Origin of the sequence: Butyricimonas faecihominis (assembly GCF_033096445.1) — a bacterium.
Taxonomy (GTDB): domain Bacteria; phylum Bacteroidota; class Bacteroidia; order Bacteroidales; family Marinifilaceae; genus Butyricimonas; species Butyricimonas faecihominis.
The window spans coordinates 905,649-924,312 of the sequence record NZ_AP028155.1; the positions used below are offsets into that span (position 1 = coordinate 905,649).

Sequence of the window (18,664 nt, forward strand, 5' to 3'; positions counted from 1 at the left end):
GCCCGCTTTTTATTATATTCGCGGTGCAAATACGTGTAGTTGAAAATAAACAAATAAAACACATGGCTATAGTATTCTATCAAAAAGATGCAACAGTGTATGCCGTACACTATAAAGAATCGGAAAATCCTTTAGATGTAAGTAAGTTAGAATGGTTATTCAGTGGGGCTAAGAAAGTTCAAAGCGATTCACTGGAAAGCTTTTTCGTGGGACCTCGTCGGGAAATGATTACCCCGTGGAGTACTAATGCCGTGGAGATTACTCAGAATATGGGTATTTCCGGTATCTTGCGGATAGAGGAATTTACTCGTGTGGAAGATGAAAAAGCGGCTTTTGACCCGATGCTTCAAGCATTTTACAAGGGTCTGAATCAAGATACGTTTACTATTGATAAGAAACCGGACCCGATCGTGTATATCGAGGATATCCGGGCATATAACCAACAGGAGGGATTGGCGCTGAATGAAGATGAAATCTCTTATCTGGAAGGTCTGAGCAAGAAATTGAACCGTCGGTTGACAGATTCCGAGGTATTCGGTTTTTCACAAGTGAATTCCGAGCATTGCCGTCATAAGATTTTCGGAGGTACGTTTATTATTGATGGGGAAGAACAGGAAGAGTCTTTGTTCTCCATGATCAAGAAAACTTCCCGAACGAACCCGAACCGGATTGTTTCGGCCTACAAAGATAACTGCGCTTTCATTGAAGGACCGGCCACGGTGCAGTTTGCCCCGGCAACACCGGACAAACCGGATTTCTACACGCAAAAAGATATTAACACGGTTATTTCATTGAAAGCGGAAACTCATAACTTCCCGACCACGGTAGAGCCTTTTAACGGGGCCGCAACCGGTTCCGGTGGTGAGATCCGTGACCGTATAGCCGGGGGACAAGCATCACTTCCGTTGGCAGGCACGGCCGTTTACATGACATCATATCCGCGCTTGGAGGCAGGTCGTCCTTGGGAATCGGCTATTGATCCTCGGAAATGGTTATACCAGACTCCGGAAGATATTCTGATCAAGGCTTCTAACGGGGCATCTGATTTTGGAAATAAATTCGGACAACCCCTTATCGTGGGTTCCGTGTTCACGTTCGAGCATGAGGAACACGAAAAGACGTATGGTTACGATAAGGTAATCATGCAGGCGGGTGGTATCGGTTTTGGTAATAAAGAACAAGCCATGAAAAAGACCCCGGAAGTTGGCGAACAGGTTGTTCTGCTAGGGGGTGATAATTATCGCATCGGAATGGGTGGTGGTGCCGTTTCTTCCGTGGATACGGGAGTATATGCCAACGCTATTGAGTTGAATGCGGTGCAACGTTCCAATCCGGAAATGCAAAGACGGGTATGTAATGCCATCCGGTCTATGGCCGAGAGCGATGTAAACCCGATTGTTTCTATTCACGACCACGGGGCAGGAGGACATTTGAACTGCTTGTCCGAGCTGGTGGAGGAAACAGGTGGATTGATTCACTTGGAGAAATTGCCTGTCGGTGATCCTACACTTTCCGACAAAGAGATCGTGGGAAATGAATCCCAAGAACGGATGGGCCTCGTAATGAAAGCAAAGGACGTGGAGACCTTGCGGCGTGTGGCTGATCGGGAACGGGCTCCGATGTACGTGATCGGGGAGACCACGGGAGATCATCGTTTCGTGTTTGAGGACGCCAGAACCGGAGAGAAGCCTATTGATCTGGAGATGACGGATATGTTCGGAAATCCCCCGAAAACAGTGATGGAGGATAAAACCAAAAGAGAACATTTCGCCGATGTTGAATATAGTGAAGATAAAGTTGAAGAATATATCGAGCAAGTTTTGCAGCTTGAGGCTGTTGCTTGTAAGGATTGGTTGACAAGTAAAGTTGACCGTTCTATTACCGGTCGTGTGGCCCGTCAGCAATGCGCCGGACCTTTACAGTTACCTTTGAATGACTTGGGTGCCATGGCTCTCGATTATCGTGGAGAAAGAGGTATTGCCACTTCCATCGGACACGCTCCGGTAGCTGCGTTGGCAAATCCGGCTTGCGGTTCGAGATTGGCTATTGCAGAGGCCTTGACCAATTTGGTTTGGGCTCCTATCGAACAGGGAATTAAAGGTGTATCGTTGTCTGCTAACTGGATGTGGCCTTGTAAAAATGCCGGAGAAGATGCCCGTTTATATAAAGCCGTACAAGCTGCCAGTGATTTTGCTATTGAGTTGGGAATCAATATCCCGACGGGAAAAGACTCTCTTTCCATGACGCAAAAGTATGGCAAGGATAAGGTGTACGCCCCGGGAACCGTGATTATTTCTACCGTGGGTGAGGTTACCGATGTGAAGAAGATTGTTTCTCCGGTACTGAAACCGGATCAAGATTCTGAAATCGTGTATATTGATTTCTCTTTTGATAAATTGCAATTGGGCGGTTCCAGTTTTGCTCAAGTGTTGAACCGGGTAGGTAAAGAGACCCCGGATGTAAAGGATGCCGATTATTTCGTGAATGCTTTCATGGCAATACAGCGTTTGGTTGAGGAAGGGTATGTTTTAGCCGGACACGATATTTCTGCCGGAGGTATGATCACGACCTTGTTGGAAATGTGTTTTGCCGATAATCGCTTGGGATTGGATATTGATTTTTCTTACCTAGCTGAAAAGGACATCGTGAAGATCTTGTTCGCGGAGAATCCGGGTGTACTAGTACAGATTAAGGATTGCAAGAAGGTTGCCGCTATCTTGGATGAAGCGGGAGTGGCTTACAATTTCTTGGGACGCTTGGGTAAGGCCGGAAAGTTGAATATCAAGAAAGACGGTAAAAACTTCCACTTGGATATTTCGTCATTAAGAGACTTGTGGTTTAAGACATCTTATTTGTTAGATCGTCGTCAGAGTGGCAATGAGTTGGCCCTTGAAAGATATAAAAACTATAAGAATCATGATCTGAAATACAAGTTTGCACCTTCATTCAGTGGTAAGCTTTCCCAATATGGATTGGATGTTAACCGTGTTAAACCTTCGGGCATAAAAGCTGCCGTTATCCGGGAGAAAGGATGTCAGTGCGAGCGGGAAACGGCATGGGCGATGCACTTGGCCGGTTTTGACGTGAAGGATGTTCACATGACAGACCTTGTTTCTGGAAGAGAGACTTTGGAAGACGTGAACTTTATCGTGTTTGTTGGTGGGTTCTCGAACTCGGACGTGCTTGGTTCTGCTAAAGGATGGGCCGGAGCTTTCAAATATAACGAAAAGGCTCGGGTGGCTTTGGAAAACTTCTATAAACGTGAAGATACTTTGAGTTTGGGTATTTGTAACGGTTGCCAGTTGATGGTTGAGCTAGACTTGGTCTACCCGGAACATGGCGAGAAGGCGAAGATGTTGCATAATGCATCCCACAAACTGGAATCCGCATTCTTGAGCGTGGATGTCGTGGAGAGCAATTCCGTGTTGTTGAAGTCATTAGTCGGATCTCGTTTGGGAATCTGGGTGGCTCACGGAGAGGGACAATTCCAATTACCTTACGGACAGGAAGAATATAATATTCCACTTCGATACAGCCATGACACTTACCCGGCGAATCCGAATGGATCACCTTTTGCCACGGCAGCTATTTGTAGTAAAGACGGGCGTCACTTGGCAATGATGCCTCACTTGGAACGTTCTCTTCACCCGTGGAACTGGGCATATTATGCCGAGGATCGGAAGGAAGATGAAGTCAGCCCGTGGATTGAAGCGTTTGTAAATGCTCGTTTGTGGATTGAAGAGCATAAATAATATAAGTCTTGCAAATCAAAATAAAAGAGGGCAACCCCAAAGCCATTTAAACAAGACTTTGGGGTTGCCTTCTTTTATTTCATACCCCCTTACATGAAGAGGATTTCTCGAATTTATATGTATTTTTTAGATCAACTATCTCGGTATAAGATGGTTATCAGACAACAAGTGCTTTATTACTCTTATAATACGCTGTTACTCTATTGTTTGGCTAGGTCTTCTCCGTGCTTTCTCCGTGTCACTAGCGAGTGATCGCCGGAGGAAATACATTTGAACACGGCACAAATCGAGATGGAGACATATAAGAACATCGAAGGAACATTAGTATGATCTAGAGGTAATCAAACAACGACAAGATTTTGTTCAACAAAATTTAAACAAACTCTAAATAAAATGATATATTTGTGAAAGTAGATATAAATTTCTCGATCATGGTTACAGAAATGTCTTTCGTTAGGATTTTCTTTTTATGGAGTATGTTATTGTCGGTTATTTGTATCGATGGATTTGCCCAGTCCACAAAACAAGAGTCGGAAGAGCAGGTGATGCCCCGGTTGGTAGGGCGTCATTATCAAAGACAGGAAAATATTTCGGGGAAAGAAATATTGGTAGAGGGGTATGTACGGCATTTGTATGCGGATTCTATCACGAAAACTATTTCCGTGCAATTAGACCGTTTTTCAAGGAAAGGGGTTCCACAAGGTTCGGGAATACTTTTTGTTTGGGACACGGAAAAGGAACGATCCTTGTGGCATTGTAAAATTAATAGTGATATTGAGAATCTCAGTCCTGTTCAGAACGTGTTATTTTTGACATCCGACTTCAAGACCCGGTGCTTTGACCGACGGAGTGGAAAGGAACGTTGGAATGATAGAGGTAGCATTAGTTACGTGGATCAGAAATGGGGCGTGGGGATAAGATGTAAAGATAATTTGGGAGGTACGGAGGTTTCAAAACTGGAAGGGATCAGCTTGCATAACGGGAAGAAAATATGGGAAAGGAAGATCTTTTCCCAACAAGGATGGGCGGATATGTTACCCTTGAATGATTCGGTTATTCTCTTGCTTTCAGATGCCTTGTATGCGATTAACATGAAAAACGGGGAAGGATGGAGGCATGAGATCTTTTTAAAAGAATTACCTTTCCCTAAAGCTGAAAAGGAATTTATGCAAGGGTTTACCTCGAATATTCTCATTGAAAAAGAGAAAATATATATAGCATCATGTGATCGTTTGTTTTGCTTGGATCACACGGGAAAAGTGCTTTGGTTACAGGGGGTATCCCGAAAAATAACCGGTGAATCCCAGATATTTACAATGGATAGTTCGCTTTACATGGTAAACTACGGAAGTGGTCTCGTTAAAGGCTCGATGACGAAAAAATGGGGGATTCCTTATGTCGCTAAGTTTAATAAGAATACGGGGCTTCAAGAAGCGTTTTCCTCATTTCCAACAACTTTGGGAATTGTAAATCACGTACAAGTGTCCAAAGATACTTTGTATGTATTATTTGATCAACATCTGATAAAATTGTCCTCGTTGGACTTGGCACGGGGAATTCAAGTAGAATTTTCTCTGGATAGAGATCGGGCAGGATATTTTGCCAGTAACCGGATATTTGTTTTGGAAGATTCTAGATACAAGACATTGCAGGAGATGGATAGTACTCAATGTTATATCCTTACCGGGAAACAAAATATCTTGTGTGTCAAGGCGGATGTGCAGGGTGCAAGAATGTTATTGCCGAGCGAGTATTGTCTGTGTTACCTGACTTATCAAGGGTATTCTTTTCTTTCCCGTGGAGAGGAAACTATTGTAATCGCTCCTTCGGGAGAGTTATGGGCTCATTTGCGAATCAGTAAAAATGCCGTACGCGTTGGGAATAAATTGTATGATGCCCAAGAAAACAAGATAACCATTGTTGATTTGGACGAGGTGATTCATTAATTTTTATTCAAGTTATAGTAAAAAGCCTGTTTTTTGATTATTATTCTTACTTTTGCCGAAGTGTAAAAAAGTACGATCAATATGGATTTGCTCAAAAAAAGAATCTTACAGGATGGAAAATGCTTTGAAGGTGGCATTTTAAAAGTGGATAGTTTTATTAATCACCAAATGGACCCGATTTTAATGAAGTCGATCGGGGTGGAATTTGTGCGTCGTTTCGCGAATAAGGATTTTAATAAAGTGATGACCATTGAGGCTAGCGGTATTGCTCCGGCAATCATGGTGGGGTATCTTTTGGAATTGCCCGTGGTCTTCGCCAAGAAAAAGCAACCGAAAACGATGGAAAATATGATTTCAACGACGGTACGATCTTTTACAAAAGATCGGGAATATAATGTTTGTATCAGTAAAGATTTCTTGAGTAAAGAGGATCGTGTGCTTTTTATTGATGACTTCCTTGCAAACGGGAATGCCGCGAATGGTATTATTGATTTGATTGACCGGGCGGGGGCGCAACTTGTAGGCATGGGATTTATTATTGAAAAGGCTTTTCAACATGGGGGCGAAGTACTGAGAGAACGTGGGATTCATGTTGAATCTTTAGCTATTATAGATAGTTTGGATAATTGTCAGATAAAAATAAGATAATCCGGCATGAGTGAAACGACCAATCGTCAGGTTAGTTCGGCCATTATTTATGGAATAGAGGACCGTCCGCCTTTTAAAGAGGCTTTTTTTGCTGCGTTACAGCATTTATTAGCCATTTTTGTTGCCATTATAACTCCACCGTTAATTATTGCCGGAGCGTTGAACCTTGACTTGGAAACGACGGGTTTTCTCGTTTCGATGGCTCTTTTTGCCTCCGGTGTCTCGACTTTTATTCAATGTAGACGGGTTGGACCTATCGGAACCGGGTTATTATGTATTCAAGGAACAAGTTTTTCGTTTATCGGCCCGATTATATCTACGGGATTGGCGGGTGGTTTGCCTCTGATATTCGGGGTGTGCATGGCAGGTTCAGTGGTTGAGATGCTGATAAGTAGGATTTTGAAATATGCCAAGAAAATCATTACCCCGCTGGTATCGGGAATTGTGGTAACATTAATCGGGATGAGTCTGGTGAAAGTAGGTATTACGGCTTGTGGAGGGGGTGTTATTGCTAAAGAAAACGGTACTTTCGGTAGTTTCGAGAATCTCGGATTGGCTTTACTGGTGTTAGTTTTGATCATCTTTTTTAACCGGAGTAATAATAAATATCTACGGATGAGTTCCATCGTGATCGGGTTAGTCGTGGGATATGTGGTCGCTTATTTCATGGGTATGATAGACTTCTCTTCTGTACAGAGTTATTCCGGGGTAAATATTCCTGTTCCTTTTAAATACGGGTTGGCTTTTAGCTGGTCGTCATTTATTGCCGTCGGGTTGATTTACATGATCACTGCTATCGAGGCTTATGGTGATATTACGGCTAATTCCATGATTTCGGGGGAACCCGTGGAAGGAGAGAGGTTTATTAAACGGGCTTCCGGGGGAATCCTTGCCGATGGTTTCAATTCTTTCTTGGCAGGGGCATTTAATTCTTTCCCGAATTCCGTGTTTGCCCAGAATAACGGGATGATACAATTAACGGGAGTGGCCAGTCGTTATGTGGGATATTATATTGCCGCTTTTTTAGTGATATTGGGACTTTTTCCTGCTGTCGGGCTGGTGTTCTCGTTAATGCCGGAACCGGTTCTGGGGGGAGCGACACTACTTATGTTCGGTACGGTCGCTGCTGCCGGAATCCGTATTATTGCCTCCCAGAATATAAACAGGAAAGCCACGCTGGTTATAGCATTGAGTTTCTCCTTGGGATTAAGTGTCGAATTCATTCCGGAAATATTGAACAGTTGTTCCGATACCATTAAAAATATATTCTCATCCGGGATCACGACGGGAGGTTTGACGGCAATTGTGTCGAATGTACTGATACACGTGAAAGAATAATCGTGAAAACAACCTTTAAGAGTTGATTCTTAAATTAGATTATAGCATAAAATGATAGGAATAGAAGAGATTTACCCTTTGGCTGTTGAATTCCGGCGTTATTTTCATCAACATCCGGAATTCGCCATGCAAGAAGTGGAGACACAACGCTATATTGCGGAAGTACTGGAACAGAATGGAATCCCGTACCAAAAAGTGGGGACGGGATTAATTGCAACCGTGGGGAAAGGAGAGAAATGTATCGCAATCCGGGCTGATATGGATGCTCTGAAAGTCAAGGAAGAGACAGGATTATCCTATTGCTCTCAAAATGAAGACATGATGCATGCTTGTGGGCATGATATGCACATGGCTATGGTTTTAGGGGCTGCACTTGTTCTTAAATCCGGAGAAGACAAATTACAGGGAACAATAAAAATTGTTTTTCAACCCAGTGAAGAGAAACGTCCGGGAGGGGCTCGTTTATTACTTCCCGAACTTTTAAAAGAACCCGTTCCGCAAGCTATATTCGGACAACACGTTTTCCCGAACCTTCCGACCGGAACTATCGGAATTCGTCCCGGGGCCTTTTTCGCCTCTTCAGATAATATTATTTTTTCCGTGGAAGGTAAAGGTACTCATGCTGCCATGCCACACATGGGTTCGGATCCCATATTGGCCACGGCTTGCTTGATACAATTTTACCAGACGTTAATTACTAAATTTCGAGATCCGTTGATCCCGGCGGTTCTTTCGATCACGTCTATTCATGGTGGCACGTGTAATAACGTAATTCCGGATCGGGTAGACGTGTTGGGAACAGTTCGGACACACGATAACTCTTTACGATATAAGATATTCGAGTTAATCGAGGAAAAATCAAACACCATTTGTGATTTATACGATTGCACATTCCATTTGGATAAAACTTGGAATGGATTGCCCGTGTTGGTGAATGATAAGAGTTTGACAGAATTTGTGAAGAAAAATGCAACAGATTTACTGGGAGAACACAATGTGATCCCAATGGATCATCTTACCTTAGGAGAAGATTTTGCCATTTACTTGGAGAAGATTCCGGGAGTATTCTGGGTCTTGGGTGTTTGTCCGCTGGAACAGGAGAGTATGCCTCCACTTCACAATCCGAGAATGGCTCCCGACGAGAATGCTATGAAAGCGGGTATTGCGCTAATGGTGGAAAATTGTGTCAGGATGTTGGGTTAATGAAATACTTTAGGACACATATTAAAAATCCCCAAGAGTTAGAGTCTTGGGGATTTTTAATCGTATATTCCGATATTACTGTAAATCTGCAATATTTACTTCTATTGCAGCCGGATAAATTCTTTCCGGGTCGAAAAATGCAGCACAACTGTTCACCATGTTTTTAAGTTGTGGTTTAACTTTTCCCTTGAAAGCCTCTTTTCCATTTACTACCAATGTAATTTCCTTGTCTAGATCTACCAGTTGATCATTCAAGTAAATGATTACTTTCCCTTTTGTTGCGGGTTGATAGCTCTTTTCAAAATCCAGTTCGATACCCCAGTTCGGATCAATTTCTGTTGCTTTATAAGTAACTAAATCAACCTTTAAGGAAATATTATTCTCTTGTATATCCATTTCATAATGGGTTCTGGATTTCGTATCATCATTAGAACGTTCTTCAACAAATAAGTTGTAGAATCCATTACGGTATAAACCATCCATTTCAAAGTTCTCCCAACTTACATGCTTGGGATAGGGATTCCGGGTATATTGTTTCAACCAAGGAGTTGTAAGCTTGTAATCTATACCGTGTCCCATACCGGGAATAAGTTCTATACGATGGATATAATGACCCGGGTTGGCTTTTTCTAATTTATCAAACGCATCTTTCGTGCGTTGCGTAAGCTTATTCCTGTAAAATCCCCTGTCGTTTGCTCCTGTTAACAGGGAGAAGGCGATGTTTCTGCAATTTTCAACGGGTGCATTCTTCAGAGGTTCCCCTCCAGCCATCGGGCCTGCTGCAGCCAGATAATCCGCATAAAATGATGCTAACCGTTGACTACCGTATCCGCCTTCTGATATTCCGAAAAAGTAAACTTTATTGGGATTTATTTTTCCGGATACGAAAGCTAAACGTAACATCTTTTCCCAAGCAAATTGCTTTGCCTTTTGCCACCAACGATAGTAATCGCCCATGTTGGGGATCTGAGGTATGAAGTAAACCGATGGAGCATCATCGAACTTTTGACATATGTTGATTCCCGTTCTCCATTCACTGGCTTTATCTCCAGAACCATGCGTGTATAGATATAATGGGAAACCTCCTTCCGGTTCTGCATCCCCCTTGTAACCCCAGTAATACGGCATGATTGCATTGGGTTCCAGTTCCTGTGGGAGAGTCCATTTTCCTGAATTTGCTTTTTCCAGTTTATCAAGATTAATCAGTTTCTGCTCGGAGAATTTGTTATTTGCCTCCTTCCATGCATCCCACACGATTTGCTGCATCTTTTTCACATCAGTTGATTTGAGTGTGCTTTTGTCTTTATAGGCATCAGCATTACCTGACAGGTGACCGGAGAAATGGGTCGTGATTTTTTCTTTTGTTTTTACATCCTGTTTTTTCAAGGATACTTCTTGAGCTATGCTATAATTTGAAAATGCAAGGACTATTAACAAGCTCAACATTTTGAACGAATAAATGGTATCTTTCATTTTTGTTATTTATATTTTGTATCGTTACAAAACTACAAAAAAATATGCAAAGATACTTCTTTAGAGCCATTAGAGTGTTCCTTGGATTCCCGTACTCAATAAAAAATGACTGGCTAAATTTATTAACCAGTCACTTGTAATCTATTACTAATCCTAAATTATTACTTGTAGATTTTTCCAGAAAGTTCTCCGCGAAGAACCATCAGTCCGTTCATGGCTAATGCTCTCATTTCATCTTCTCCGGCATATACTTTTATCGGAGCGATAAATCCAACCATCTCTTTCACGTAGTCAACCAAGAAGGGGTTGTGAGCGATTCCTCCGGTTAACAGGATACCATCAACTTTACCTTTTAGCACGGCAGCCATTTCACCAATAGCTTTACCTACTTGGTAAGACATGGCATCTTGTACCAATTTATATTTCGGGTCTTCTTTTGCCTTTATTTCTACTTCGTAAGCATCGTTTGTTCCAAGATAAGCCACTAATCCGCCTGCACCTTTCAACATTTTCTTGATTTCTGCTTCGGTTTTCTTACCGCTGAAACATAGTTTTACCAACTGACCGGTAGGAAGACTTCCTGAACGTTCCGGTGAAAAAGGACCATCACCATCCAAAGCATTATTCACGTCAATTACCCGTCCGTGATCATGCGCTCCAACAGAAACGCCTCCACCAAGATGCGCAATAATCAAGTTTATATCTTCGTATTTCTTCCCAATTTCTTTTGCATAAGTCCGTGCTATTGCTTTTTGATTCAAGGCATGGAAGATTGATACTCTTGTGAAATCAGGATGTCCGGTCAAACGAGCTACCTCTTGCAACTCATCTACTACTACGGGATCTGCAATATAAGCTTTTGTTCCGTTGTTAAGAGATTTTGCGATATCGTTTGCGATCAGACCACCTAAATTGGAGGCATGTTCGCCAAGAGGAGGATTATTCAAGTCGTTAATTAAAGCTTCATTTACCTCATACACACCGGATTCGATAGGTTTAACTAAACCACCTCTTCCAACGATCGCGTTGATCTCGTTAATATTAAATCCGGCATCCTTCAGTTCAGAAAGAATAATATCTTTCCGGAATTGGAATTGTGAAGCCACGCTATCGAATTTCGCAATTTCCTCTGCGGAATGTTTGATGTTCTTTACAAATTTCTCTGTTTCATCTTCAAAGATTGCAATTTTCGTGGAAGTTGATCCCGGATTGATCGCAAGAATTTTAAATGACATAGTTTTAATTGTTATTTTAAATATTAATAATTATTCTTTTTCGCACGTTATGAGGCTGCAAAATTTATAAATTGTAAGCAAAACTCAAAGAAAAAGTGATAATTTATTTATAATAGAGAATCAATCCGAATAAGCGGATGAATAAAGGGTATCAACAATGGCTTGAGCAATGATCTTTAGGTAGTACGGGGCATTTTTTATAGAATCTTGAATAGAACGGGCATACTGGCTCATCGTGAATACTTTATCGAAACGGGTAAGGACCTGTTTTTCTGCCAATCCGACAACGGCATAAACCGGAACGTTTTGTTGCAAACATAAGGTTGCAACTGTTCCCGGAATTTTGCCATAAAAGGACTGGATATCAATTTTTCCTTCTCCGGTGATAACAATTCCGGCTTGTAAAAGATTGTCGTGGAAATGGGAGAGAGTCAGGCAATATTCGGAACCCGAAATAAGTTGTGCATTTAGTAAAGCGTGCATGGCTGCCGTGATTCCACCTGCGGCACCTCCATGTTTCAACCGGGTTACATCTTTACCTGTATGCTGTTTTAATAAAGCACTCCAAAGGCACAATTGATTATCAAGCATGACAACTTGTTCTGGTGATGCTCCTTTTTGCGGGGCAAACACAGCGGCTGCACCTTCCGGTCCACAAATAGAATTATCAACATCACATAGTATTGTAATGTGGATTCCTTTAAACCTTTGCTGCAATAATTCGATATTAATATCCTTAATACCTGTAATATAATTTCTGTTCAGAGAGTTATTGACAATTGTCAATCCCATTTCTCGCAGAGCCCCTGTTCCTCCATCCACGCTGGCACTTCCTCCAACACACAGAATCAAATTGTTCGCTCCTTGCGAGAGGGCGTGATTGATTAAAACACCGAATCCTGCCGTGTTCGTGTTCAAGATGTCATATTCCTCTCGTTTCAAATGTTTCAGACCACAAGCTTCGGCTAATTCAATGATAGCCGTGTTGTCTTTTAAGTAATACGAGGCAAAATGCTCACGTCCCAAGGCATCTACCGTTTTCGTCTTGATAGGGTGTGCATGAAGGTAATGTGCCACAATTCGGGCTGTTCCATCACCGCCATCTCCTAATGGAAGAGAGATCGTATGAAATCCACATTCCTCTAATTCAGAGGCTAGGATTCGACAAAACTCGAAAGCATCCAGACTTCCCTTGAATGAGTTAGGAGCTAGAAGAATATTACGGTTGTTTATGAGGTTCATGGTTAGATATTGTCAGGATGCACGGGATGTGCTTGGACTCCTTTTTCATTGGCCAGCAATTTTTTCCCGTCTTCGAAAGCCTTGCAGTAATCAGGATCAAACAGATTTCTGTCCGGCCATTCTTTTACCCGATCCATGGCACGAGCCATCATACCTTCAATCTTATGAGGAAAACGAGGTCCGGTCCAATTGCTCGTGTTTGTGATAAATGCCCAACAGAACCCGTCCCGTTGACGTTTCAACATGGCACTGGTTCCCGCCAAAGTACCGGAACGCCACCAATCACCTTGATTGTTCGTGTTCATCCAACCAAGAGGCAAAGCATTTTTCACACATTTCGTCATGGTCTCCACGCTTTCTTTTGTCAATATATCCGGATATGAATCGTCAGCGTCTATGGCAGAAAGGAAACGTAATAATTCCGTCGGGGAAGCTACCCAGCCACCGGCACCGTAAAGAGCCTCGATATTGTTTCCCCCGTTACTGCGATATACTAGCGTGTCCCGCCCATCGCATGAACGGATCAGGTCTGCGTCTGATTGTTCGTAATACCTGACCTCGTTGAAATATCGGTCTTTATCCAGATTATGGGCCAAGTGCATATCGTAACACCCGGCAGGAATGAGTATGCTGTCTTGAATAAATTCTTCGTAGTTTTTTCCTGAAACTTTTTCTATTACCCTTGATAATATTCCATAACCCACGTTTGAATAACATGTGCTTGTCCCCGGTGTGAAGCCTAAACGTCGAGATAAAACAAATTTAATGATGGTATTCAAGTCGGCTGGTGCCGGAACATTCATTTTTTCTGCGATATCTACCGGGCAGAACATGGGGTCTCCTGCACGATTGGTGAATCCCCCCTGATGGCGTAGAAGATTTTCCACGGTGATATTATTCACCCGTTTATCTTTTATCGGGGCATAAAGTGTCGTGTCACTTAAAATACCTTCCTCGCCAAATACTTTATCATCCAAGGATAGAATCCCGTTTTCAACTAATTTCATGATTCCTGCCGCCGTGATTAGTTTGGAAACCGAGGCAATTCGGAAGATGTGGTTCACATCGGTTTTCACCTCATTTTCTTCGTCGGCATACCCATATCCCTTGCTATAAATCAGTTTCCCATCTTTCATGATCGCGAGGGAAGCCCCTTTTATTTCCCACTGATTCATAAAACGTTCAATCGTTTGATCTAAACGCTTGGTTTCAACTAGATCAGAATATTCATTCGTGAATAAATCATGTACCGCTACGGCAAGCGTGTCTTGGGGAATAGAATCTTTTTCAACCTGAATTTCTTTCGTGAAAGAATTCCAAGGTCTGAAACTGATAACTAAAAAGAATAGTATAATTAGTATAATATATTTCATTACATCTGCAATCTAAAGGAAAAAGCGTAATATTCTTTTGAGATGGAATATTACGCTTGCAATATTAATAAAAATACATTTTTATTCAAAGAGATCAGATGTGAAACACCTTTAAAAATTCTTACTTAATAAATTGAAGTAGTGTTCCATAACTTTCACCAGCAATGGGTGGTGCGGGTCGAAAGCTATTCCGTCTATATGAGCGATGGGCAACACAAGTGGGGAAGTCCCCGTTATAAAGGCTGCTTGATAGGAGGCAATGTCTTTGTAATTCACTCTTTGTTCCACCACGGTCAACCCGTCTTCCTGACAGATATTTAATACCCGTTTCCGACTGGTTCCCGGCAAAACATGGGGAAGAGGAGCCGTGTAAAACACGTTATCCCGGATAAAGAATACATTTGAACGAGAACCTTCTGTCACACAGTTATCTTGATCGATTAATAAAACTTCAGCAACTCCTTGTTCCTGAATGATCTTGTTGGTCATTTCCCGTAATCCAGAATTGACATATTTCACTTCGGCATTCTCACGGACAGCATGGCAAGTAACCGTATCCACTCCATGTTGATAAGCTTCTTCCGACGGGTAGGAATGTTTTATCTGATAGACATATTGTTCGATTCCCGTCGGGGTAACCCGAAGTACGTATTTAATGTTTCCTTCCTTGATATTTTCAAGTTGAATCAATCGGTTTAATTGGTCTGCCACGTGTAATGAATTCAAATCAATGGCAATATTTGATTTTTTTATTGAATTGTCAAGTCGTAAAAGGTTGTCGTTTAAAAATATAACTTTGCCTCTAAAAACCCGGCATACTTCATATATACTAAGTCCTTCATTTAGGATGTCTTCGGAATATTCCTTGTTATCGATGGGTTTATTATTAAATAACATCATAATTTATCTCCTTTTATGTGTCGCGAATTTATGCTTTAAAACGATTATATAACCGGAAATGTTCAGAAATTTTAGAGAGAGAAAATGGGACTTGTTACTTTCGATAATTTGCGCTATTTTTGGCTGATATATGGAAACACAAGAGCAAATAGAACGGATAGAGCATTTCATACGTGAAGTGATTGTGGATGAAATTACTAAGTTGCAGGGCGTGGGCTTGTCATATATGCAATTTGTCATCATGGGGCAAGCGATTGAGGTTCTGGGAAGTTTTTTAGATAATAAACCCATGAAAGCCAAAGGGCAGTCGGCCAAACGTTTTTCTCTTGGGGTAAAGAAGTTATTCGGCGGGCGTTATCGGTTGTTAAATGATAATGGTTTTTTGTATGATAAACTTCGCAACCAAATGACTCACACGTTCATTCCCGGGAATGATTTGATATTATTGAATCAAGCGGACAATAAGAACGGATATAAACATTTACAAATAATCGATGGCAAATTAGTTTTAATTTCCGAAGTTTTCAATGAAGACATTCACAAGGCGAGTGAACGTCTTTTAGAAGCTATTAAAAACGGGGTATTATCTCCTAAAAATATTGCTTACTAATACATGGAACAACAAGATAAAATCATATTGATCGGGGCTGGGAATGTCGCTCATCATCTGGCGGGAGCCCTTTTAAAAGCGGGAGAGAATTTATGTCAGATTTATAGTCGTACGCTTGATTCTGCCCGGCAACTGGGAATGAAGACGGGAATATCTTACACGGCTGAAGTAAATGAGGTGTATCCGGATGGAGATATTTATATTTTTTGTGTAAGTGATGATATTTTACCATCTATTATTAAGGCTATTAGGATACCAGATGATGCGTTGATTCTACACACTTCAGGAAGTCAACCGATGGATGTATTCAAATCATGTTCCCAACACTACGGGGTGATTTATCCGGTACAAACCTTTTCTAAGAAACGGGAACTGGATTTCAGGGAGATCCCGCTATGTGTGGAGGGAAACACGGGGCCCGTGAAGGAACGAATTAAAAAGTTTGCGGAAAAGTTGTCGGATAAAATATACGAGATAGACTCGGTCCAGCGTAAAGAATTGCATCTGGCTGCAGTTTTTGCCTGTAATTTCCCTAATTATTTGTATCAAGTGGCAGGCAAATTGCTAGAAAACAAAGGACTATCTTTTGCTATGTTACGTCCTTTGATTTTCGAGACGGCACATAAAGTGATGCTCCTTAATCCGGAAGAGGCTCAAACCGGACCGGCCAAGCGGGGGGACGAGAGTATCATGAATATGCATAAGAATATGTTGAAGAATGACAAAGATTTGCTGAAAATATACACGATATTGTCGGAAGGAATAAAGGAAACGCAAGATAAAGAAGAGACGGGGGATCAAAAGATCTCGCAAGATATAATAGATATGCCCACATTGTGGTAAATTAGATAAATACGAACGCTATGAAATTATTCAAAGAGGAATTAAAGAAGGTAGAAGCTTTTGCTTTCGATGTAGATGGAGTTTTTTCACGTCATGAAATGAATATAACACCGGAAGGAGACTTGATTCGTACATCCTGTACGAAAGATGGTTATGCCATGATGTACTGCACGAAGAAGGGATACCCGGTTTGTATCATTTCCGGGGGGCAGGCTCCCGGGGTAAGAGAACGTTTTGAGAAATTGGGTGTGAAGGACGTGTATCTTGGCGTGGCGAATAAAGTTGAAGCGTTGAACGAGTTCTTGCAAAAATATAATCTGAACCCGGAAAATGTGATGTATATGGGAGATGATATACCAGACTACAACGTGATGAAAATCGTGGGTATGCCGGTATGTCCTTCGGATGCGTGCGAAGAGATCAAAGCCATTTCCCGTTATATTTCTGACACGCCCGGGGGCCTTGGATGCGTACGGGATGTCGTGGCTCAAGTACTGAAAGCAAAAGGCGAATGGATGGATACCCAATGCTACGTGAAATGTATGTAAGTTAAAGAATAAGATGTTGGAAATTCTCAAGTTAATACGCCTACGAACGATCGCATTCACGGCATTTACCATGTATGCCATGCGTTTCTTTGTTGTCCAGCCCGTGCTGGAGAAAGCTGGTTTTGCCCTGCAAATGCCGGAAAGCAATTTCTCGTTACTGGTAATAGCCGTGTGTTGTCTGGTGTCGGCCGCTTATGTCATAAATGATTATTTTGACACGAAGGCGGACCGTATTTCGGGAAACAGACCCGTGATTGTTGGGAAAACCATTAGCCGCAGGGCTGCAATCATTCTACATTCTATTTTGAATGTTGTGGCCGTGGGAATCGCGTATTATCTGGCGAGAGAAGCTCATCATGCTGAGATCGTATTCTTATTTTTAATTATATCATTGGTATTGTGGTTTTATTCCTCCCGGATAAAAAAACGTTTTATTTGGGGAAATATCGTTGTGGCTATCTTGGCCGGATTAATCCCGCTTACCGTGATTACATTCGAAATCCCGTTATTGAGTGATGTGTACTCGGATGTCGTTTTGAAAACGCACGTTAGTTTTGCCTACGTGTTCTACTGGACAGTATGTTTCTCGTATTTTCTTTTTATTAATATGCTGATCTACGAGATCAACAAGGACATATATAGTATAAATGGCGACCGGGCTGATGGAATCGTTACTTTACCTGTAAAATTTGGTATTCCGGCAACGAGAAAGGTGATCATCGGGTTGATCACGATTGCCATCACATCGTTGATCCTATTTTTGTTATTCGGATTTACACGAACCCTGATCGTATGGATTTATTTTGTTGTAGCTTTGATTATACCATACTTGTTTTACGGCTACGCGGTATTGAAGAATGACAAGATGAAATTCCAGTTGCGAATGATTCGTTTGATTATGGTTTTGTGCATAGGAGTCAGTGTATTTTGTAAGTTGTGTGAATGATGCATTCTATTAAAAATTATAAATTAATATTGGCCTCCGCATCACCACGGAGACAGCAATTGATGAAAGATGCTGGGTTTACCTTCGAAGTCTGGTTGAAAAATGTTGAAGAAAAATATCCTCAAGAACTCCATTGGGAGAATGTACCGGAATATTTATCGAAAGTAAAGGCCTCAGCCTTTCGAGAGGAGCTAAAGGCTGATGAAGTATTGATAACAGCCGATACGGTAGTTTGTATTCATGACCGGATTTTAGGTAAACCCGCTGACCGGAAAGAGGCTATTTCGATGTTACAGGAGCTATCAGGAAATCGTCACCTAGTGGTAACGGGTGTGAGCGTAACCACTCGTACGGAACAACTTTCTTTCTCTTCACGGACAGACGTGTTTTTCAAGCGTTTATCAAATGAAGAGATTGAATTCTACGTGGACACGTATAAGCCATTCGATAAAGCGGGAGCTTACGGGATTCAGGAGTGGATCGGGTACATCGGGATCGAGCGTATAGAAGGTTCTTTCTATAACGTGATGGGATTACCGATACAGAAATTATATGAAACTTTGCGGAAATTACAATTTCAATAAATAACATTCAAAAATACCAGTAA

General features: G+C 41.7%; 15 protein-coding genes. 10 read left to right on the plus strand and 5 right to left on the minus strand.

Features of this window, described 5'->3' with window-relative positions:
- Window positions 1-62 precede the first annotated feature (62 nt).
- The 5 genes from purL to R8806_RS03745 all read left to right on the plus strand — a co-directional run bounded on the left by purL (window position 63) and on the right by R8806_RS03745 (window position 8,887).
- Window positions 63-3,752 carry a phosphoribosylformylglycinamidine synthase gene (purL, locus tag R8806_RS03725; RefSeq protein WP_124316455.1) on the plus strand — a complete coding sequence of 1,230 codons (3,690 nt, stop codon included), beginning with the start codon at window positions 63-65 and terminating at the stop codon, window positions 3,750-3,752.
- A gap of 404 nt (window positions 3,753-4,156) precedes the next feature.
- The gene (locus R8806_RS03730; protein WP_124316454.1) at window positions 4,157-5,698 is read left to right on the plus strand and encodes an outer membrane protein assembly factor BamB family protein; all 1,542 of its coding nucleotides are present in this window, start codon (window positions 4,157-4,159) and stop codon (window positions 5,696-5,698) included.
- A gap of 81 nt (window positions 5,699-5,779) precedes the next feature.
- On the plus strand, window positions 5,780-6,346 hold the full coding sequence (gene xpt / locus R8806_RS03735) for a xanthine phosphoribosyltransferase (RefSeq protein WP_124316453.1): 567 nt from the start codon (window positions 5,780-5,782) through the stop codon (window positions 6,344-6,346).
- Between the two features lie 6 nt (window positions 6,347-6,352).
- Window positions 6,353-7,684, plus strand: coding sequence for a nucleobase:cation symporter-2 family protein (locus tag R8806_RS03740; RefSeq protein ID WP_124316452.1), 1,332 nt, complete (start codon window positions 6,353-6,355; stop codon window positions 7,682-7,684).
- Window positions 7,685-7,735: 51 nt separating this feature from the next.
- Window positions 7,736-8,887 carry a M20 metallopeptidase family protein gene (locus tag R8806_RS03745; protein ID WP_221230287.1) on the plus strand — a complete coding sequence of 384 codons (1,152 nt, stop codon included), beginning with the start codon at window positions 7,736-7,738 and terminating at the stop codon, window positions 8,885-8,887.
- 75 nt (window positions 8,888-8,962) lie between these two features.
- On the opposite strand, the gene R8806_RS03750 is transcribed toward R8806_RS03745, so the two are convergent.
- The 5 genes from R8806_RS03750 to R8806_RS03770 all read right to left on the minus strand — a co-directional run bounded on the left by R8806_RS03750 (window position 8,963) and on the right by R8806_RS03770 (window position 15,110).
- Complete coding sequence (locus R8806_RS03750) at window positions 8,963-10,360, minus strand: hypothetical protein (protein WP_124316451.1); 1,398 nt, start codon at window positions 10,358-10,360, stop codon at window positions 8,963-8,965.
- A gap of 161 nt (window positions 10,361-10,521) precedes the next feature.
- The gene (buk, locus tag R8806_RS03755) at window positions 10,522-11,595 is read right to left on the minus strand and encodes a butyrate kinase (protein ID WP_124318451.1); all 1,074 of its coding nucleotides are present in this window, start codon (window positions 11,593-11,595) and stop codon (window positions 10,522-10,524) included.
- Between the two features lie 120 nt (window positions 11,596-11,715).
- A complete protein-coding gene (locus tag R8806_RS03760) occupies window positions 11,716-12,837 on the minus strand; it encodes a glycerate kinase (RefSeq protein ID WP_124317199.1) in 1,122 nt (373 codons plus the stop codon).
- Window positions 12,838-12,839: 2 nt separating this feature from the next.
- Window positions 12,840-14,210, minus strand: coding sequence for a serine hydrolase domain-containing protein (locus R8806_RS03765; RefSeq protein ID WP_124317198.1), 1,371 nt, complete (start codon window positions 14,208-14,210; stop codon window positions 12,840-12,842).
- A gap of 111 nt (window positions 14,211-14,321) precedes the next feature.
- A complete protein-coding gene (locus R8806_RS03770; RefSeq protein ID WP_124317197.1) occupies window positions 14,322-15,110 on the minus strand; it encodes an aminotransferase class IV in 789 nt (262 codons plus the stop codon).
- Window positions 15,111-15,240: 130 nt separating this feature from the next.
- Here R8806_RS03770 and R8806_RS03775 point away from each other — a divergent pair, with 130 nt between their 5' ends.
- Genes R8806_RS03775 through R8806_RS03795 form a run of 5 tightly spaced genes read left to right on the plus strand, consistent with a single transcriptional unit; the run spans window position 15,241 to window position 18,641 of the window.
- Complete coding sequence (locus tag R8806_RS03775; protein ID WP_124317196.1) at window positions 15,241-15,720, plus strand: hypothetical protein; 480 nt, start codon at window positions 15,241-15,243, stop codon at window positions 15,718-15,720.
- 3 nt (window positions 15,721-15,723) lie between these two features.
- Entirely contained in the window at window positions 15,724-16,563 is an 840-nt protein-coding gene (locus R8806_RS03780) for a Rossmann-like and DUF2520 domain-containing protein (protein ID WP_124317195.1), read from the plus strand.
- Between the two features lie 20 nt (window positions 16,564-16,583).
- Window positions 16,584-17,111, plus strand: a complete 528-nt coding sequence (locus R8806_RS03785) for a KdsC family phosphatase (protein ID WP_118302398.1) — start codon at window positions 16,584-16,586, stop codon at window positions 17,109-17,111.
- A 13-nt stretch (window positions 17,112-17,124) separates the two neighbouring features.
- Window positions 17,125-18,057 carry a geranylgeranylglycerol-phosphate geranylgeranyltransferase gene (locus R8806_RS03790; RefSeq protein WP_124317194.1) on the plus strand — a complete coding sequence of 311 codons (933 nt, stop codon included), beginning with the start codon at window positions 17,125-17,127 and terminating at the stop codon, window positions 18,055-18,057.
- Entirely contained in the window at window positions 18,054-18,641 is a 588-nt protein-coding gene (locus R8806_RS03795; protein ID WP_164719699.1) for a Maf family nucleotide pyrophosphatase, read from the plus strand. The genes R8806_RS03790 and R8806_RS03795 overlap by 4 nt, the downstream gene beginning before the upstream one ends.
- Window positions 18,642-18,664 lie beyond the last annotated feature (23 nt).

Excerpts from the sequence above, each read along its gene's own strand:
- R8806_RS03740 (WP_124316452.1), top strand. The coding sequence starts at position 6,353 with ATGAGTGAAACGACCAATCGTCAGGTTAGTTCGGCCATTATTTATGGA.
- buk (WP_124318451.1), bottom strand. The coding sequence starts at position 11,595 with ATGTCATTTAAAATTCTTGCGATCAATCCGGGATCAACTTCCACGAAA.
- R8806_RS03745 (WP_221230287.1), top strand. The coding sequence starts at position 7,736 with ATGATAGGAATAGAAGAGATTTACCCTTTGGCTGTTGAATTCCGGCGT.
- xpt (WP_124316453.1), top strand. The coding sequence starts at position 5,780 with ATGGATTTGCTCAAAAAAAGAATCTTACAGGATGGAAAATGCTTTGAA.
- R8806_RS03795 (WP_164719699.1), top strand. The coding sequence starts at position 18,054 with ATGATGCATTCTATTAAAAATTATAAATTAATATTGGCCTCCGCATCA.
- R8806_RS03780 (WP_124317195.1), top strand. The coding sequence starts at position 15,724 with ATGGAACAACAAGATAAAATCATATTGATCGGGGCTGGGAATGTCGCT.
- R8806_RS03785 (WP_118302398.1), top strand. The coding sequence starts at position 16,584 with ATGAAATTATTCAAAGAGGAATTAAAGAAGGTAGAAGCTTTTGCTTTC.
- R8806_RS03750 (WP_124316451.1), bottom strand. The coding sequence starts at position 10,360 with ATGAAAGATACCATTTATTCGTTCAAAATGTTGAGCTTGTTAATAGTC.
- R8806_RS03760 (WP_124317199.1), bottom strand. The coding sequence starts at position 12,837 with ATGAACCTCATAAACAACCGTAATATTCTTCTAGCTCCTAACTCATTC.
- R8806_RS03765 (WP_124317198.1), bottom strand. The coding sequence starts at position 14,210 with ATGAAATATATTATACTAATTATACTATTCTTTTTAGTTATCAGTTTC.
- R8806_RS03770 (WP_124317197.1), bottom strand. The coding sequence starts at position 15,110 with ATGATGTTATTTAATAATAAACCCATCGATAACAAGGAATATTCCGAA.
- R8806_RS03775 (WP_124317196.1), top strand. The coding sequence starts at position 15,241 with ATGGAAACACAAGAGCAAATAGAACGGATAGAGCATTTCATACGTGAA.
- purL (WP_124316455.1), top strand. The coding sequence starts at position 63 with ATGGCTATAGTATTCTATCAAAAAGATGCAACAGTGTATGCCGTACAC.
- R8806_RS03790 (WP_124317194.1), top strand. The coding sequence starts at position 17,125 with ATGTTGGAAATTCTCAAGTTAATACGCCTACGAACGATCGCATTCACG.